Raw genomic sequence first — 17,375 nt, forward strand, 5'->3', positions numbered from 1 at the left:
CCGTACATCCGTTGGCATCGGTGATGATTACCGTGTACGTTCCTGCAGCAAGTCCGGTTCTGTCCTCAGTCGTGATTCCACCGCCCCAGTTGAAAGTGTATGGTGCTGTTCCGCCCGCCGGTGTCAGGTTGATAGCTCCGTTGGAAGCTCCGTTACAGGCAACATTGGTTATCACGGTGGTTCCTGAAACGGCACTTGCAGGTTGGGTCACTACAGCATTTACTGTAGCCGTACATCCGTTGGCATCGGTGATGATTACCGTGTACGTTCCTGCAGCAAGTCCGGTTCTGTCTTCGGTAGTGATTCCACCGCCCCAGTTGAAAGTGTATGGTGCTGTTCCGCCCGCTGGTGTCAGGTTGATGGCTCCGTTGGAAGCTCCGTTACACGCAACATTGGTTATCACTGTAGTTCCGCTCACGGCACTTGCAGGCTGGGTCACTACAGCATTTACCGTAGCCGTACATCCGTTGGCATCGGTAATGATTACCGTGTACGTTCCTGCAGCAAGTCCGGTTCTGTCTTCGGTAGTGATTCCGCCGCCCCAGTTGAAGGTATAAGGTGCTGTTCCGCCCGCTGGTGTCAGGTTGATAGCTCCGTTGGAAGCTCCGTTACAGGCAACATTCGTTATCACGGTGGTTCCTGAAACTGCGCTTGCAGGCTGATTGATAGTAAAAGTACGTGTTGTCTGACATCCTGAATTATCCGTTACGGTAACCGTATAAGTCCCCGCTGAAAGACCGGTAGCCGTAGCTGCAGTACCTCCGAAAGGCGCCCATGAATAAGAATAAGGGGCTACTCCTCCTGATGGCACTACAGTAGCCGAGCCATTGGAACCGCCGTTACAGGATATATCGGTTTTGCTTCCCGTCGTGCTGATGCTGACCACCGTTAGCCCGGCAGCAGTGGAAGTAGCAGACCCTGACCCATTGCTAGCCACAGCACGGTACTGGTAACCGTTCATGGCTGCAGTTGCGCCGGTAATCGTCAGCGTACTGGTGGTAACTCCCGAATAAGGTGCCGTATTGGTCAGGGCGATAAATCCGCTTCCTGAATTCTGGTACCACTGGTAAGAAGTGGCTCCGGAAGCACTCACCGTAAAATTAGTGGTGCCTCCTGCACAGATCGTCCGGTTGGCAGGATTAGCTGTAATGACCGGATTGCTGGCAAGAAAAGTACATCCTGAATACTGCGATCCTGCTGAATTGCTGAGTGTCCAATTGGCAACGTTCATCACTGCTGTCCTGATATTTGAAGTAGTTGAAGCAGGTACTCCGGTACAGTTAAATTTTCCTGATACCGGCGTAGCACTGCCTGTTACTGCATATAATGCACTGGTTCCCCCGGTAAGCCCCGGAGGCATTAAAGAAGCATTAGGCCCTGCAGTTGCAGCAGCATTCCATGAAGTGGATGAAGAGCCCGGGGCATAAAAGAAATTAAGACCCGCAATGCAGTATGCTCCGCTCCCGGTGATACTGCCGTTTCCTCCCTGAAAGGCAATGATCTGATCCCCGGAAAACGCAAGATTCAAACCAGTGGTGGAGGATCCGTCCGTAGATACTACTGTACCATTGGCTAAAGACGTTCCCGAAACAGGATTATAAGTATAGGCGGATAGACCTACAATATAGACTTCTGTACCTGCTGGTAATGCATTTCCACTTGTCCATGTGATGGAAGATTCTGAGCCTGAAGTTGTCACTGCCTGCCAGGTATTGTTTCCCTGGTACCCCTGATCGGTAAAGCTGATCTTGGTCCCGCTCGAAATAGGAGTAAGCAATACAAATGAGAATGCATCTGAAGTCCCGGTATTAACACTCGGGGCAGAATCGTATGCCGTAAAGGCAATGTTGCCTGCCGCGAGCGTTGTCTGCGCCTGGGCATATCCCAGGAGCAACGCTCCCGCCGTGACGACTGTATTCGCCAGCGTTTTGATTTTAAAATAAAAATGTTTCATTTCTAATATATTAAGTTAATAAATTCACGAATTGCTGCCCTTTTCTGAGCCCGAAAGCGGATAGTTTATGCCCGCTCATAAAACCTTCTTCAGTGTAGACGATGTCCAGTCTCAGAAATGAATTATGATTGCATTGTACCACCAACCCGTTTTCCTGATCCAGAGACACTATGGTTCCCGCAGGTTCCGTATGATGATTTACATTCTGAATAACAACAGCTTCAACTACCCTGATATTCCAGCCGTTCCATTGGGTATAAGCTCCTTTATTCCACGGATTACAGGCTCTTGTTAATGCTTCAACTGATTCCGCGTCCTGATTTCCCCAGGAAATGCAGACATCGGAGGCACCCGATTTCGGATAATACCGCGCCTGATCTTCATCCTGTTCCGTTCCCTTATAGTGGCTTTGCAAAAGGTTTAAAAGTTCATTGAGAAGGTGAGCTCCCAACCATGAGAGATGAGTGCACAAAGCACCGTGCGTCATATCCGCAGTAACCGGAATATTTTTCTTGAGGATTATATTTCCTTTATCGATATCCCGGCCGATGGCATGAACGGTAATCCCCGATTGCCCGGCACGGCTTCTGATCGTCTCAAAAACCGGATCTGCACCGCGCATTTCAGGCAAAAGCCCATAATGTAAATTGTAGAATGTACCGGGATACAGATCAATGATCTCCGCAGGAATTTTCCAGGGGAAAGTCATGGTGAAAACAGCACCAGCATCAGAAATTTCCATCATCTCTTTGATCTGGGTGTGCTGATTTTGCCCGTTCATTATAAACAAAGGTATTCCGGACTGCCGGGAGAGCATGGTACAAAAATCGATGACTTCCGTATTATTCCCGGGCACGCCTACAGCACAAAGCCGGCCTGCTGCCTGTAAAGACTGCAAAGCCGGAAACGCCATCCTGTTGTTGCATAAGACTGCTATTTTATCTGAATTTTTCATGATTCCAGGCAGGCATAAGCATTAAACCAGGTATTGGCCTGGATGGTTCTTACATGTTCTATATTCTTTTTCAGTCCCTCGCGCTCCGTTCCGGTAACGGAAGCTGTATGGATATCCTTCAGCAGGCAGTTTCCTGTATTGTCATCTTTTGAAACAGTGGCATAGTACACTTCAGCCTCGGAAAATCCGCTTTCAGGATCCATATATACTTTTCCGCGGGGTGATCTGACGGACATTCCGTCGAACGCCGTATTTTCCAACCCGATCAACTGTGCCGCTTCCCATCCCAATAAGGAGAAAAGATTAGCCTTTCCCTGTTTCAGACCGTCCATGATCTGTACGAAAATTTCATTTTCCGGGGTCTCCAGGTTTCTGGACCAGGCGATTGCGGTACTCCATTCATATCCCGGATAAGGTATTTTTCCCAGCCACGTCTCTTCGGCAGTAAATCCCGTACCGTATACGTTACCGTAACCGGCCGTATCACTGCTTCCGGCAAAAAAGTCTTCCGCCATATCGCCGCAGAAAGTGGCAAGCACAGCAGTTTTCCGCTTATTTTCAAGAAATTCCGTAAGTGGCTGTAATGTAAATTCCGAACGTTTTAAAGGAGTAATATGATTGAATACGATAGCCCCTCCCTTTTCTTCGGCAGCAGCGGCATAGACATAGCAAGGCCGGTACCCGGCATCGTAAAAAGAGCAGGTAAAGGCAAAATCCCTGAATCCGTCTTCGATGGCTTTCTGCGTGATAACGCGGGTGCATAAACTGCCCTGCAAAGAGATGAACCAGGCATTGGACAGCTTTTCGCTGAATACGGGGAACTGATAGCCGCTGTCGAGAACAATCAGGGTCTTTCCAGAAGCTTCAAACAGAGGATGTATGAATTCTGCTGAAAGAGGATTCATATATCCTATAATAATATCGGTACCGTCCAGTAAAAACTGTTCACAGTGAGCATAGATTTCCTCATTTTTGGCAGCCACGCCAATTCCTGCCGAAACGATTTCGTGATACCCTTCCAGGCCCATCTGTTTAAGGGATTGTTTGAATCCGTCCATGATATCAAACGAGACGGACGGATATATAACAGAGCGTGGTAAAAGTAAAGCTATTTTCATAGAGTCGATAAAGTCTCCGGCAAACAGCTCTGCCGGAGATCAGATAAATAAGTTGTTATTAAGACCTTGAAGGGAAAATCCCCATCACACAGATAATATAATTCATTCCCAGGTAAGGCTGCCTGATATTGATAGGCTGGCTTCCTCCCGCAACACTTAATGCAAATGCGTTGGATACCGGCTTCATTGTGCTGTCTGCCTGCTGATCGGAATATAATCCCGCCACTGTAGCCAGGGTATTTCCTGTAGGAGATGCAGAATTCCCTTCATCTGAGTATGCCTTCATAGAAATGGTCTCGGATCCGGCAGTATGGGTATGCATCGGCATATGCTGAACATCACAGGTTATATTCTCGGTACCTGCTGCCATTCCCAATGGAAATACTTTGGTTCCTGCTCCTGTTCCTGTTCCCATGGGCGCTCTTCCTGCAAAATTCGGCAGCATGAAATTCGTCCTTCCGTCTCCTCCGTACATCGTTCCCAAAAGGGCAAACAATGCAGTATTGGTATTGATCTGTAAGGTCTGCCCCTGGCAAAATGCCCAGGCTCTGGGAGCAAAAGTCCCGGCAAACATTCTTATTTCTGACATGGTTCCTTCCATAATACTTGTTTTAATAATGTAATGAATTAAGGCCTTGACGGATAAATACCTTCAAGACAAATAATGTAGTTGGTGGCCAGCACAGGCTGGACGATACTAAAAGGCATACCCATTCCTGCAGGAGATAACGAGCCGGTTGTTGCTGCAGGGGAAATAAATGTATCCGGTGCCTGCGTAGAGTAAGCCGCCGGTGAAGCTGCCGGAATATTCCCTGCCGGAGATGCGGTATTCCCTTCATCCGAAAAACACGGAAATGCAATGGTTGCCGAAGCGGTATGGGTATGTGCCGGCATCTGTGCCGTAGTCATGGTAACCGTTTCGGTTCCGCCCATTTCTCCTAGATTGATAGGAGATAAGCCTGCAGCCTGACCTGTTCCTACCGCCACTCTTCCGCGAAGATCCGGAACGGCAAAAGTTGTTCGGCCGTCACCGCCATACGTATTTCCCAGAATTGAGAATGCAGCCGTATATTGTGCTATACTGAAAAGCGTTCCGCTGCAGAAAGCCCAGCCTAAAGGAGCAAAATTTCCACTGAATATCCGGATTTCTCCTATATAACCTTCCATAATGATATCTTTATTTGTTATTAATTTCTATTGTAAACTTCAATGATTATGGTCTTTGGGGAAAAACGCCGGTAAGACAGATAATATAATTCATTCCCAGCGAAGGCTGAACAACACTCAGTGCATTGTTGCCTCCTGCGGCACCCACCTGTAATGCCAGGGGAATTGCTTTTGTAGTGGCATCGCTGGTCTGGTTGGTATACATGCCTGTTTTTGAAGCCAGGACATTGCCGGTAGGAGTTCCCGAATTTCCTTCATCCGAAGAAGCCGGGATTACCACATTTCCTGACAGGCTGTGGGTATGTGCCGGTAAATTTGCCATGGTCAGCATTACAGCGTTGGTTCCGGCCATTTCTCCCAGATCGTAATACGATAAGCCGGGGCCTTGTCCTACTCCTACGGCAGACCTGCCGGCAAGGTTCGGAAGACCGAAAGTATTGACACCATCTCCGCCATAGGTCGTTCCTAAAATTGAGAATAAAGCAGGATTTGACCTGATGGCCAATAGAGCACCATTGCAATACTGCCAGTATGCAGGAGCAAAGTTTGCGGCAAAAAGTCGGATTTCTCCAATTGTTCCTTCCATAATTATTGGTTTTAAAATGAAAAATGTATTAAAGTTCAGTTTTTCGAGGGAGATATGCTAAGCTCCTGTGATTCCTGCAGGAGAGAGGGTTCAAGGTAAAGTCACTGCTGCATCAAGCGTTTTCCGGAATCCATCAACCAGCCAGCCGACACCATAAATCACAATCAAGTGACTTTAAATTTAAAGTAGGTTCTATATTGAAATGATTTCATGCAAGTCTTTCTTTTTGGTTAATTTGTCTTTATATAGTTCACGATCAACAGTTAGGAGAACAGCTAACCATATCTTACTTACAAATATAAATTTATTATTTATATAAAATTATATTTATTTAAAAATTAATCATTACTTATTATTATTGCCATAATAAATACAATATAAATTATTCTTTAAATAATTTTGAATCAATTATTAATAGTGTAAAATTAGCAATTATAGCACATTCGCAGGTAGGTATTTCTACTGAATTTGAAATAAATTTTATCAACCCAATGCTCTGTACCTTCAGAAGCAGCCCGTACGGTATCCATAACTGCTTTTCCATTTGAACAGACCGTAATCCATTATGGTAAACATGAGGTACAGATAGATTATGGACATAAAAAAGCCGCTTTAAACTTGCGTCTAAAGCGGTTTTATAATAAATTAAGACCGGTTGATCTTTCAACTTACTATTCACTTTTTCAAAAATATAAATATTTTAAAATCATTAACTTATGATACATTAGCACAAATAAGATACAAAATTAGAATAGATTTTACAGTTTAAATTTTCGTAAACAAGTATTTAAGATAAAAGAACAGGAAAAGCTTACTGATCAGAATATTTGTAAACGTTTTGGAATAAGTACCCGCGCCTCTTCGCTTTGGAAGCAAAACCTTATTCCTGTAGGGAAAAGAAATAAACCTGCTATGAAGATCGATATGGAAGCTTTAAAGAAGCATGTAGAAGAATTTCCTGATGCTTACCAGTATGAAAGATATGCTTCTCTGGAGTAGTCACAACTGTATTCTTTATGCCCTTAGACGTTTAAATATAAGTGTTAAAAAGACGCTGGTTCATCCCTAGTCTGATCCTGTTAAAAGAGCTGAATTTCAGGATCAATTGTTTCAGTATCAAGAGCTGGAACAACGAAATAATATCAATATTCATTAAAGTGTTTTTACTACCGATGCACCAAGGGATTACGGCTAAAGCTTAAAAGGGACAAGATCTTACAGGGTTAAGGACTGGCGTAATAAGGAAAGGGTGAACGCCATTGGAGCTATCCTGGATTTTAATATCCTTAATGTAAGATTGTTTGACGGAAATATTAATGCAGATGTTTTTATGCCTGGATTAACTCAGCAACTCCTTTGTTCGATTCTTGCAAATTCAGTCTTGGTAATGGATAATGCAACCTTTCACAAAAGATCCGACAGTATTGATGAAATAGAAAAAAGTGGACATTCTATTCTGTTTCTGCCTCCCTAGCCCCAATTTAAATCCAATTGAAAAGAAGTGGGCATAAGCGAAAAGTATCAGACGAAAATTAAGGTGTCATCCGTATGAGCTTTTTCAAAAATTTATTACTTTACGAAATATTTTGAGTTAGCTATAATAAATGATTTAAATATTAACTCTGCACTTAAAGGGGGCAAATTATTCCCTATAATATGATTTATAATTATTTGCTCTCAACAAAACCAATTAAGAAATAACATTGACATGCATCTTAATAATAAGTTTTTCCGCAGTATTCTATTGGTGTATCCATGCTTTTTATGAATTCAGGAATATTATACGCACTTCATCTACAAACGCATAAACGTATAGATAAATCGTTTACTACTATAATTACGACCGGAGTCATCTACGTGATTATAGGTTGTGTTGTTAATTCGTATTGAACTGAATATTGAAATACCTTAAATAATCCTCTATTGGTTCCATTCCCATTTCTTTTCTTCTTTCGTTCACAGTTTCAGGATTTTCTAATTTATACAATTTACCATTTTCTATTTGCGAACCATATATTTGAGGTTTTCCTTCGTCCATTAACATCCTATCTTTCATCAATGCGTATTGTTGTTTAGATAAGTCTCCATTTTCAACCGCTTTCTCTATTTGTGGAAAATACTTTTTTCTGATTTCTTTAGTACTATGCTGCAATCCCAACCAGATTGCATCCATTCGTCGTTGACCCACCTCCTTTAATGTTGGCATACCACACTTTTCAATAATACTAATCACTAATTCTTGATTCCTATGATCTTCTTTAGCGTATTTGATAAGTTCATTTGATTTTCTGATCCTTTGGTCACTTTCAAAAACTTCGCTCAGTATTTGAAGTTTTTTGCTACAATCGACTTCAATAATATCTACTGAACCTACATAGACAAACTTATCCTTATTTATATAAAGGAATGCTGCTATTATTAAAGCAAGAGCTGTTAATATGCTGAATACTATTTTTTTTATTCTCATAATAAAATAAAAATTAAAATTTGTTTTTGCCATGTATACCATGGCATTGGTTTTTCTTATGATCAGCTATATTGGATTCTTTACTGTACACAGACAAAGCATAAACATCATAACATTTAATTGATTCGGAAAATAAGCTTACTGATAATCATTTGAAAGTTCCTTGAATTTTCCTACTCTATAAGCTTTTCGGGTGCCGCTGTTTTTTAATTTTCTGATGGCAAATTTATCTGTTCGCTATAAAGTTTCCTAATAAATACATTATAGATTTATAAATTTACAGGATATTTTTCTATTTTAAAATTTTGATTTTCAACATTTTAATCCCGTAATCAAAACTATTTACATAACACCTTAGTATGCCTGAATAAGTAATCATATACAATCATTTCGAACAATCTTTGACTGGAAGTAAAGTCCTGTTATGGTCTTTACCGATAACCAGGTCTATTTCCAAATCACCGATCCGCTCTTTCCTATCGACAATTGAAGGCCGCGTACTGATATCCGTCCCTCCGAGAATCAGCCCTCTTTTATCTTTCAGAGAAGCTCTTTTCCGATATCTCCGGCCTTTTATCCTTGAGTGTTTATCCAGTTTTCCTCCTGCCCGCTTATCCTTCCATATATGCTGGTGGATAAGTTTATGAGAGATGATTTCCACGTTTTCCAGCTTTGCCCGCCCACCGATCTGTTCCGGACTGTAGTCCTCACTTAGACAGCGCAAAACATAATTCTGCATCTGCTGGCTGAATCGGGTATTCTTCTTTTTGGTCTTGTGTCTGAGCTCCGTTTTGCGATGCGCCAGATCTGCCTTGTAAAGACCGCTTCTTCCATTTGAGTTCCTTTTGATTTCCCGGCTCATAACTGATTTGTCTTTGCCGATATATTCTGAAATTTCAGAACTACTCTTTTCCAGGTTTCGGTAAGCTTCTGTTTTGTATCTTTATTCCGGTATTAAATGATTCATCGTAATTGTAGTGTGGTTATCGTAAAATAAGATGATTTTTTCCACCAACCTCAGGAAATCTCTGATATTAAAATCGAAGGCTTTCCGAGGTTTATTTTTTACTGTTGCATTTATTACTTGAATCTAAGAAGAGTATTTTTGCAGAATGCAAACTATGCTATGAAAAATTTAAAGTACTTCATCATATTATTACTTTTTGGTTTTAACAATTTATTTTATTCTCAAAACGATAACCTAGACACTTTAAGGAAATATTCTTATGAAGAATTGGAAAATATTTTTTACAGTTACAAAGATGGTAATCAGGTTGAAAATTCTAAAGTAATAGCAAAATACTATCTTCAAAAAGCAAGAAAAGAAAAAAAAGATAAAAAATATTTAGCAGAAGGATATGTATTTAACCAGTATAATCAAGATTTACAGGTTTCTTTAAAATATATTGACAGTTTAGAAATAATAAGCAGAAACTTTCGGGACAATAGATATCCTGCACGCATCTATTTGCTGAAAGGCTTATTATATAATCAATTTGATAACGAGACAGCAGCTTTAGAAAATTTTATAATCGCATTAAAATACGCAAAAGAAAAAAATAATAAACGACAAATCGCTATTGCGGATCTTCAGATTGCCTATTTGAATGGATATATAGGAAACCATGAAGAAACAGTAAAAGTTCTTGAATATTATTATACTCATCAAGATTTTTTAACCGAACAGGATATTGAACATATTCAAATAAGTTTAGCTGATGCTTATCTTGATATTCACAAATATGAAGAAGCTTTAAAGCTAATACAAAACGGAATAAAGCTGCCATCTAAAAATAATGAAGAGTTGCAATACAACAGATATTTAATTTTGTTGGGTAGGTACAATTTAAAAATCAAACAATATTCAAAGGCTATAAAAAACTTAGAAAATTGCAAAAGATATTTTTTGAAAAATAATCTTGATTTTGATGCAAGCTATACAATGTTATATTTAGGGCAGTCTTATGATAAACTCCAAAATAGGGAAAAAGCTATAGAAAATTTTATTAAAATTGATTCTATTATTCAAAAAACCAACAATACATTTCCAGAACTTAGATATACGTATACATACATCATTGATTATTATAGAGAGAAAAAAGATAAAGAAAAACAGGTCTATTATATTGACAGGTTTCTGACAGTTGATGAAACATTAAATACACAGTTTAAATATATTTCTCGGGAACTTCCGAGAAAATATGATACTCCAAAACTTTTATTAGAAAAAGAAGAAATAATCAGTAAATTAAAAAAGAGAAGGTACTTATCTTATATTACGATTGGAACGTTATGCTCTATGGTAATAATTTTAACTTTTTTATTTATTAAAGCAAAAAAGAAAGAAAAAGAGTATAAAAAGAATGCTCAGGACCTAATAAAAACTGTTAATCAAAAAAGCTATTCTTCCGAAAAAAATTTGAAAAATGAAGTAACTGCCGATCAAGTAGTATTTGATCCTGAAAAAAATAAATTATCTGCTGATGTAGTAAAAAACATTTTGCAAGGTCTTAAAATATTTGAAGAAAAAGAACAATATTTAAAGAATGGAATTACTTTAATCAGTCTGGCTAAAAAACTTAAAACCAACTCTACCTATCTATCACAGGTAGTGAATACGTACAAAGAGAAAACTTTCGCCAGTTACTTGAGTGATTTACGTATAGATTACGCTCTGATAAGGTTGATAAATGATAAAACCTTCCGCTCTTACAAATTGTCAGTTATTGCTGAAGAGTTGGGCTATAATAATGAACAGGCTTTTTCAAAGGCTTTCAAAAGAAGAACAGGAACAACACTTACCATCTATTTAAAGGAGATTGAGGGAAACTCTAATTAAAATTCTCATAGTTCACTGAAAACTCATTTTATTATGGTAATGTAATCTCACCCTTCCTGGATACTTTCAAAAGTAGAGTCTTTGGTAAATAATTCTTGTTATTGTTGTTAAAACTTTGTTGGAATGTGAGAAAATCTTTTACGTTTTATATTTTGATTTTTCCATATTTCAACAAAAAATTCCAGAGTGTAAAGTATTGCAGTGCACTATGTAGGCACTCGTTGTTATACATCCACATCCAGATTTCTGAGCAAAAATAAAAGTAGCATGTAAAAGCCACATTAAAAAGGATGAAGCAACGGTTGATTCTTTTAAAAAAACTTCAATCAGATTCCTGAAAATACTTTGAAAAATGCAACTGAAGAATTTTCGGACTTCAATCATTAAAAATTGCCTGAAATAAAAAAAGCCACTGTAAACATTACGTTTACAGCGACTTGCTAATTTATTTCGACCGATATTAATCGATGATAACTGCTATTACTTTACTTCTTCAAAATCTGCATCCTGTACATCATCTGCACCTCCTGCATTTCCTGTATTCTGCTGGGCTCCTGCATCAGCACCCGGCTGTTGTCCGGCAGCGTACAGTTCTTCGGAAGCGGCCATCCAGGCAGCATCCAAAGCTTCGGTTTTCGCTTTTACGTCATCTGCATTTTTTGCTTCGAAAGCGGTTTTCAGTTCTCTGTGAGCCGCTTCGATCGCTGCTTTTTTGTCAGCAGAAAGCTTTTCACCGAATTCTTTCAGTTGTTTCTCAGTCTGGAAGATCAATCCGTCTGCTTTGTTGAAGATTTCCACTTCTTCTTTTCTTTTCGCATCCGCTGCAGAGTTTTCCTGCGCTTCTTTCTTCATTCTTTCGATTTCTTCATCGGACAGACCTGAAGAAGCCTGGATTTTGATCGATTGTTCCTTACCGGTTCCTTTATCTTTAGCAGATACGCTCAGGATACCGTTGGCATCGATGTCGAAAGTTACTTCGATCTGAGGAACTCCTCTTGGTGCCGGTGGAATATCCGTAAGGTCGAATCTACCGATTTCCTTGTTATCGTTGAACATCGGTCTTTCTCCCTGTCCTACTCTGATGCTTACCGCAGGCTGGTTGTCGGAAGCCGTAGAGAATACTTCCGATTTTTTAGTCGGGATTGTGGTGTTCGCTTCAATCAGTTTCGTGAAAACAGAACCCATGGTTTCGATACCTAAAGAAAGCGGTGTAACGTCTAATAGAAGAACGTCTTTCACATCACCGGTCAGTACACCTCCCTGAATCGCAGCACCGATGGCCACTACCTCATCCGGGTTTACTCCTTTGGACGGCTTTTTACCGAAGAATTTCTCCACTTCCTCCTGGATGATCGGGATTCTTGTAGAACCACCTACCAGGATTACCTCGTCGATATCGGAAGTAGACAGCCCTGCATCTTTCAATGCTTTTGCTACCGGCTCCATAGATCTTCTTACCAGGTCGGCAGATAACTGCTCGAATTTCGCTTTTGTTAACGTTTTTACCAGGTGCTTAGGGCCTGTAGCCGTAGCGGTGATATAAGGAAGGTTGATCTCTGTCTGCGGAGAAGAAGAAAGCTCGATTTTTGCTTTTTCAGCGGCTTCTTTCAGTCTCTGTAATGCAATGGCATCAGATTTAAGATCCACGCCTTCTTCAGACTTGAACTCGTCAGCCATCCAGTTGATGATTACATCATCGAAGTCATCACCTCCCAGGTGGGTATCCCCGTTGGTAGACAATACCTCGAATACACCGTCTCCCAGATCAAGGATAGAGATATCAAAAGTACCTCCTCCAAGGTCATATACTGCGATTTTCTGATCTTTATGATTTTTATCCAATCCGTAAGCCAAAGCAGCTGCCGTAGGTTCGTTGATGATTCTTTCTACTTTAAGACCGGCAATTTCACCGGCTTCTTTGGTAGCCTGTCTCTGGGCATCGTTAAAGTAAGCAGGAACCGTGATTACCGCTCTTGTCACTTCCTGACCCAGGTAATCTTCAGCCGTTTTCTTCATTTTCTGAAGGGTCATGGCAGAAATTTCCTGTGGCGTATATTCCCTGTCATCGATTTTAACCTTTACGGTATCGTTCGGGCCGGATACTACTTTATAGGGTACTCTTGTGATTTCGGAAGCATCATCCTTGAAGTGGGTCCCGATAAATCTTTTGATAGAGTATACGGTTTTCGTAGGGTTGGTTACCGCCTGTCTTTTGGCAGGATCCCCCACTTTCCTTTCTCCGTCTTCCGTAAATGCTACAATGGAAGGAGTCGTTCTTTTTCCTTCCGCGTTAGGAATTACAACAGGGTCTTTCCCCTCCATTACGGCAACACAAGAGTTGGTTGTTCCTAAGTCGATTCCGATTATTTTACTCATACTATTTTTATTTTTTCTAATTTTATTAATTAATTTACACCCTCAATTTCTCAATATCCGTACCATTTGATTTTTTATGACAAAATGACACATTGACCTGCCGGTGTTCTGAAATTTGTACCTGCCGGACCTATTGAAAAGAATGGGAAAAATTAGACCTGATCTTGCATTGTTGCTAAAATTAATCAAAGTTTAACCTACAACCTGTCTCCGGTATTCCGCCGATTTGTTATTTTTGATAAAATATTAAAAACAGAAATGTCATTACACTTTAATCCGAGAGATATCACATGGCTTGCCTTCAATGAAAGGGTTTTACAGGAAGCCATGGACGAAAAAGTACCCCTGCACCTGAGAATCCGCTTCCTGGGGATTTTCTCAAATAACCTGGATGAATTTTTCAGGGTACGGGTAGCCGGACTAAAGCGGGCGATGGATTTCAAGGAGAAGGTGATTGCAGAATCTTTTTACCAGCCGCCTTCCAAAATCCTGCAGAAGATTAATGACATTGTCCTCCGCCAGCAACAGAATTTCGATAAGACCTGGAAAGGGATACAGATCGAAATGGCCGAGCAGAAAGTATTTATTAAAACCTCAAAAAACCTGAGCATCAGGCAGAAAGACTTCGTAAGGAAATATTTTGATGAAGTGGTGGAATCCAATGTGATCCCGATCCTGCTCCATGAAAATACGCCGATGCCTTATATGCGGGATAAAAGCCTTTACCTGGGCGTATCGATGCGGAAAAAAGAATGGCTATATTCCAGCAATTATGCCATCATTGAAATCCCGTCACGTTTTGTCGGACGTTTTGTACGGCTCCCATCCGAAGACCCGGAAGAAAAGAATGTCATGCTTCTGGAAGACGTAATTACCTTTAACCTGCCGCATATTTTCTCGTATTTCGGGTATGACGAATTTTCCGCCCATGCCTTCAAGGTCACAAAAGATGCGGAACTGGATCTGGATAACGACATCCGGACCAATTTTGCGGAAAAAATAGAAAAGGGACTGAAGAACCGGAGAAAAGGGAAACCTACCCGTTTCGTGTTCGATAAAGATATGGACAAGGCACTGCTTGAAATGCTGGTCCGGAAACTGAACCTTACCAAGAAAGACAGCATTATCCCCGGAGGAAAAATTCACAATTTCAAGCATTTTATGGACTTCCCGGATGTCTTCGAGCAATATGAAAGGCCTATGGAAAGAACATCTTTTACCCATCCGGCTTTTGAACACGGGGAAAGGGTAACGGATGTTATCCTGAAGCATGATGTTTTGCTTACCTTCCCTTATCATAAATACACACCGGTAATCGATCTTCTGCGTGAAGCAGCCATGGATCCGGATGTAAAATCCATACAGATTACCGCCTACCGTCTGGCCAGCAGCTCAAAGATCATCAATGCACTCATCTACGCAGCCAGAAACGGAAAAGAAGTAACGGTGATGCTTGAGCTTCAGGCCCGTTTTGATGAGGAATCCAACCTGGAATGGAAAGAAACCCTGGAACCGGAGGGCGTAAAAGTACTCATCGGGCTGCCCGGCAAAAAAGTGCATGCCAAGCTCTGCATCATTAAAAAGAGATCGCACAATAAAACCATACAGTACGGCTTTATCAGCACCGGCAACTTCAATGAAAAAACGGCCAGGATTTACGGCGACCATCTGGTAATGACGGCAGACCGCGGCATTATGGCAGACATCAACAAGGTATTCAATGTCCTGAAAAAACCCAAAGATGATTATATGCCGGTTTTAAAGACCTGCAAACACCTGCTTGTCTGCCCGCAATTCATGCGTGATAAAATTGTTCATCACATCGACCGCGAAATTGAGGAAGCCAAAGCGGGAAGGCGTGCGGAAATGATCATCAAAGCCAATTCCGTCAGCGACCGTTCGCTCATCATAAAACTGTATGAGGCAGCCAGTGCCGGGGTGGTCATCAGGATGATCGTAAGAGGGATTTATTGTGCCGTCAACCAGAAGGACTTCAAAGAAAAAATAAAAGCCATCAGCATTGTGGATGAATACCTGGAGCATGCCCGGGTCATGTATTTTTATAACAGGGGATCCGAAGACCTCTATATTTCCTCCGCCGACTGGATGACCCGTAACCTGGATTACAGGATAGAAGCCGCTGCCAAAATCACCGACAAAAGCCTGAAGAAGGAAATCAAGGACATTCTGGACATCCAGCTGAAGGATAATGTAAAAGCCCGTATCTTAGACAAAAAATTAAGCAATGAATATATTGTGAATGATAAGGAAGAATGCCGTTCGCAGATTGAAACCTACCGGTATTTAAAAGCCAAAAGCAGCAGGTAATTTAAGTCAACTTTTAAAGCAGATATAATATAAGCTGTAATGATAAGATTTCTTTTTATTTTTATAATTTCCGGTATTTTTGTCAATGCCCAGCAAAGAGCCGTTTCTCCTTTTTCCATTAAGGATTATAAAAACATGAAGGATGAATATCTGAAAGTGACCCTGGAACAAAAAGATCATTTGCTTTTTTTAAACAATACCTACTATTCTACTGAAAAACTTGACAGCCTATTGGCCATCAAAGATCAGCTTAAAAGAAAATACCTGCAGGACAACGGTAAAAAAAATGAAGACATCACAGAAAAAGATCTCGGCCTTGTAAAAGATGAAGTCCTGCTTCCCTATGCTGTTTTCAAAATCAGGAGAAACGGAACCGAATTTTATGGTATCAATTATGATTACTCGGCGCAGCTTTTCGTAGAAACAGAAAGTAAATCGATCCAATTTACTTTTAATGAAAACCGTTATGAAGAAGGTATCAGTGATAAAATTTCAAAGCTGACTACCGGAAATTATTATTATCCGAATCAACAGCTGAAAGAAACCCGAACCATCGACTCTACCGGAAATACCGGGCTTTACCAGGAATATGACAGCTCGGGAAAATTACTTCACCGGATCGACTGGGAAAAAGATTTTCCGGTATCTAAAATACAGGCAAAAGCCAATGCCAAAAAAGAAATCCTGAGTTTTTTAACCCGTACATATACAGATCAGTTCCATATTGCGGATTTTGAAGAAAATGAAATAAAGGTTTATAAATATTTTAATAAAGAGAAAAGGCCGGTCTGGCTGTTCAGGTATTATACTATAGAAGGCAACCTGAATTCCAGAACAGGAAAACTGCTGAATATAACACAAGAAATATCAACTCCATGACGAGCCGGGTAAAGACAGGAATCTTTTTGGGGTTCATTTTTTCGGGACTGGCTTCTGCCCAGCAACACAATCATACCGATGCGGAAGAAACCATCGTAAACAACACGGTTACAGGCAGAAAGTATGGGATCAAAGACATTGAAGGCAAATGGATCTTTAAGCCAACGTATTATTATATAGAAGATTTTTATGATGATGAACTGAATTTCAGGGACAGTGTGGCTGTGTTTTACAATAGTCATTATTATAAAAACTCAACCATTTTTCTGGGCAACAGATCCGGACTGATTTCCAATACAGGAAAAATAATCATTCCTGACATTTACGATAAATTAATCTGCCAGAAAGGGACATGTGCCGCTTCTTCAGATGAAAAAACATTTATCATCGATTATCATAACGACAAAAAGGATCAGGTCTTTGATGGCCGGGCAAAATATTATAAAGATTCCCTCCTGATTCTGGAATCAAAAAAAGGGGACCAGTATGTTCATCACCTGAGATCAGGCAAAACCGACGGCCCTTTTGCTGAAGCCAGAATACTCAAGGATAAAGATATTTACTACACCCGGAATAATGCCAATGAACGCGCCTTTCACAGGTTAAATGGCGAACGGCTCTTATCTTCGGATGAAATCTATTACCAATACGAAGATAATTTCTTTGCTGATGATGTATATATCGCCAGTATAAACAATAGAAAGGT

13 protein-coding genes and 2 pseudogenes are annotated in these 17,375 nt (G+C 40.5%); 6 read left to right on the plus strand and 9 right to left on the minus strand.

All coding sequences use genetic code 11. From position 1 onward, the window contains the following. The 6 genes from QZ735_RS10125 to QZ735_RS10150 form a co-directional block, all read right to left on the minus strand. Window positions 1-1,954: beta strand repeat-containing protein (locus tag QZ735_RS10125; protein ID WP_367117845.1), on the minus strand; the 1,954-nt coding region annotated here is incomplete at its 3' end. Between the two features lie 10 nt (window positions 1,955-1,964). Continuing rightward, on the minus strand, window positions 1,965-2,909 hold the full coding sequence (locus QZ735_RS10130) for a formyltransferase family protein (RefSeq protein WP_294247728.1): 945 nt from the start codon (window positions 2,907-2,909) through the stop codon (window positions 1,965-1,967). After that, on the minus strand, window positions 2,906-3,967 hold the full coding sequence (locus tag QZ735_RS10135) for a hypothetical protein (protein ID WP_294247731.1): 1,062 nt from the start codon (window positions 3,965-3,967) through the stop codon (window positions 2,906-2,908). The genes QZ735_RS10130 and QZ735_RS10135 overlap by 4 nt, the downstream gene beginning before the upstream one ends. A gap of 118 nt (window positions 3,968-4,085) precedes the next feature. Next, complete coding sequence (locus tag QZ735_RS10140; protein ID WP_294247734.1) at window positions 4,086-4,628, minus strand: phage tail protein; 543 nt, start codon at window positions 4,626-4,628, stop codon at window positions 4,086-4,088. A 26-nt stretch (window positions 4,629-4,654) separates the two neighbouring features. Further along, window positions 4,655-5,194 (minus strand): phage tail protein, encoded by a 540-nt coding sequence (locus QZ735_RS10145; RefSeq protein WP_294247737.1) that lies wholly within the window; start codon window positions 5,192-5,194, stop codon window positions 4,655-4,657. 46 nt (window positions 5,195-5,240) lie between these two features. Next, window positions 5,241-5,780 (minus strand): phage tail protein, encoded by a 540-nt coding sequence (locus tag QZ735_RS10150; protein WP_294247740.1) that lies wholly within the window; start codon window positions 5,778-5,780, stop codon window positions 5,241-5,243. A gap of 771 nt (window positions 5,781-6,551) precedes the next feature. Here QZ735_RS10150 and QZ735_RS19525 point away from each other — a divergent pair. Together QZ735_RS19525 and QZ735_RS19530 are read left to right on the plus strand one after the other, a co-directional pair. Further along, window positions 6,552-6,779 (plus strand): annotated as a pseudogene (locus QZ735_RS19525) (hypothetical protein); the annotation flags it as partial. A 211-nt stretch (window positions 6,780-6,990) separates the two neighbouring features. Next, window positions 6,991-7,254 (plus strand): annotated as a pseudogene (locus QZ735_RS19530) (transposase); the annotation flags it as partial. A 402-nt stretch (window positions 7,255-7,656) separates the two neighbouring features. Here QZ735_RS19530 and QZ735_RS10155 read toward each other — a convergent pair. Then, window positions 7,657-8,289 (minus strand): DUF6624 domain-containing protein, encoded by a 633-nt coding sequence (locus QZ735_RS10155; protein WP_294247743.1) that lies wholly within the window; start codon window positions 8,287-8,289, stop codon window positions 7,657-7,659. A 343-nt stretch (window positions 8,290-8,632) separates the two neighbouring features. Next, window positions 8,633-9,109, minus strand: a complete 477-nt coding sequence (locus QZ735_RS10160; protein ID WP_294247745.1) for an IS30 family transposase — start codon at window positions 9,107-9,109, stop codon at window positions 8,633-8,635. A 264-nt stretch (window positions 9,110-9,373) separates the two neighbouring features. Between QZ735_RS10160 and QZ735_RS10165 the strand changes: the two genes are divergently transcribed. Further along, entirely contained in the window at window positions 9,374-11,086 is a 1,713-nt protein-coding gene (locus tag QZ735_RS10165) for a helix-turn-helix domain-containing protein (RefSeq protein WP_294247748.1), read from the plus strand. Between the two features lie 480 nt (window positions 11,087-11,566). On the opposite strand, the gene dnaK is transcribed toward QZ735_RS10165, so the two are convergent. Continuing rightward, window positions 11,567-13,462, minus strand: a complete 1,896-nt coding sequence (gene dnaK / locus QZ735_RS10170) for a molecular chaperone DnaK (RefSeq protein ID WP_294247750.1) — start codon at window positions 13,460-13,462, stop codon at window positions 11,567-11,569. Between the two features lie 258 nt (window positions 13,463-13,720). Between dnaK and ppk1 the strand changes: the two genes are divergently transcribed. The 3 genes from ppk1 to QZ735_RS10185 form a co-directional block, all read left to right on the plus strand. Next, window positions 13,721-15,790: a polyphosphate kinase 1 gene (ppk1, locus tag QZ735_RS10175; RefSeq protein WP_294247752.1), complete on the plus strand. Its 2,070-nt coding sequence runs from the start codon at window positions 13,721-13,723 to the stop codon at window positions 15,788-15,790. Window positions 15,791-15,829: 39 nt separating this feature from the next. Then, window positions 15,830-16,669 carry a hypothetical protein gene (locus QZ735_RS10180; protein WP_294247755.1) on the plus strand — a complete coding sequence of 280 codons (840 nt, stop codon included), beginning with the start codon at window positions 15,830-15,832 and terminating at the stop codon, window positions 16,667-16,669. Further along, a partial coding sequence (locus tag QZ735_RS10185; RefSeq protein WP_294247758.1) for a hypothetical protein occupies window positions 16,666-17,375 on the plus strand: 710 nt, incomplete at its 3' end. The genes QZ735_RS10180 and QZ735_RS10185, both read left to right, overlap by 4 nt.

The sequence above is a fragment of the uncultured Chryseobacterium sp. genome, from assembly GCF_913776365.1.
Lineage (GTDB): Bacteria > Bacteroidota > Bacteroidia > Flavobacteriales > Weeksellaceae > Chryseobacterium.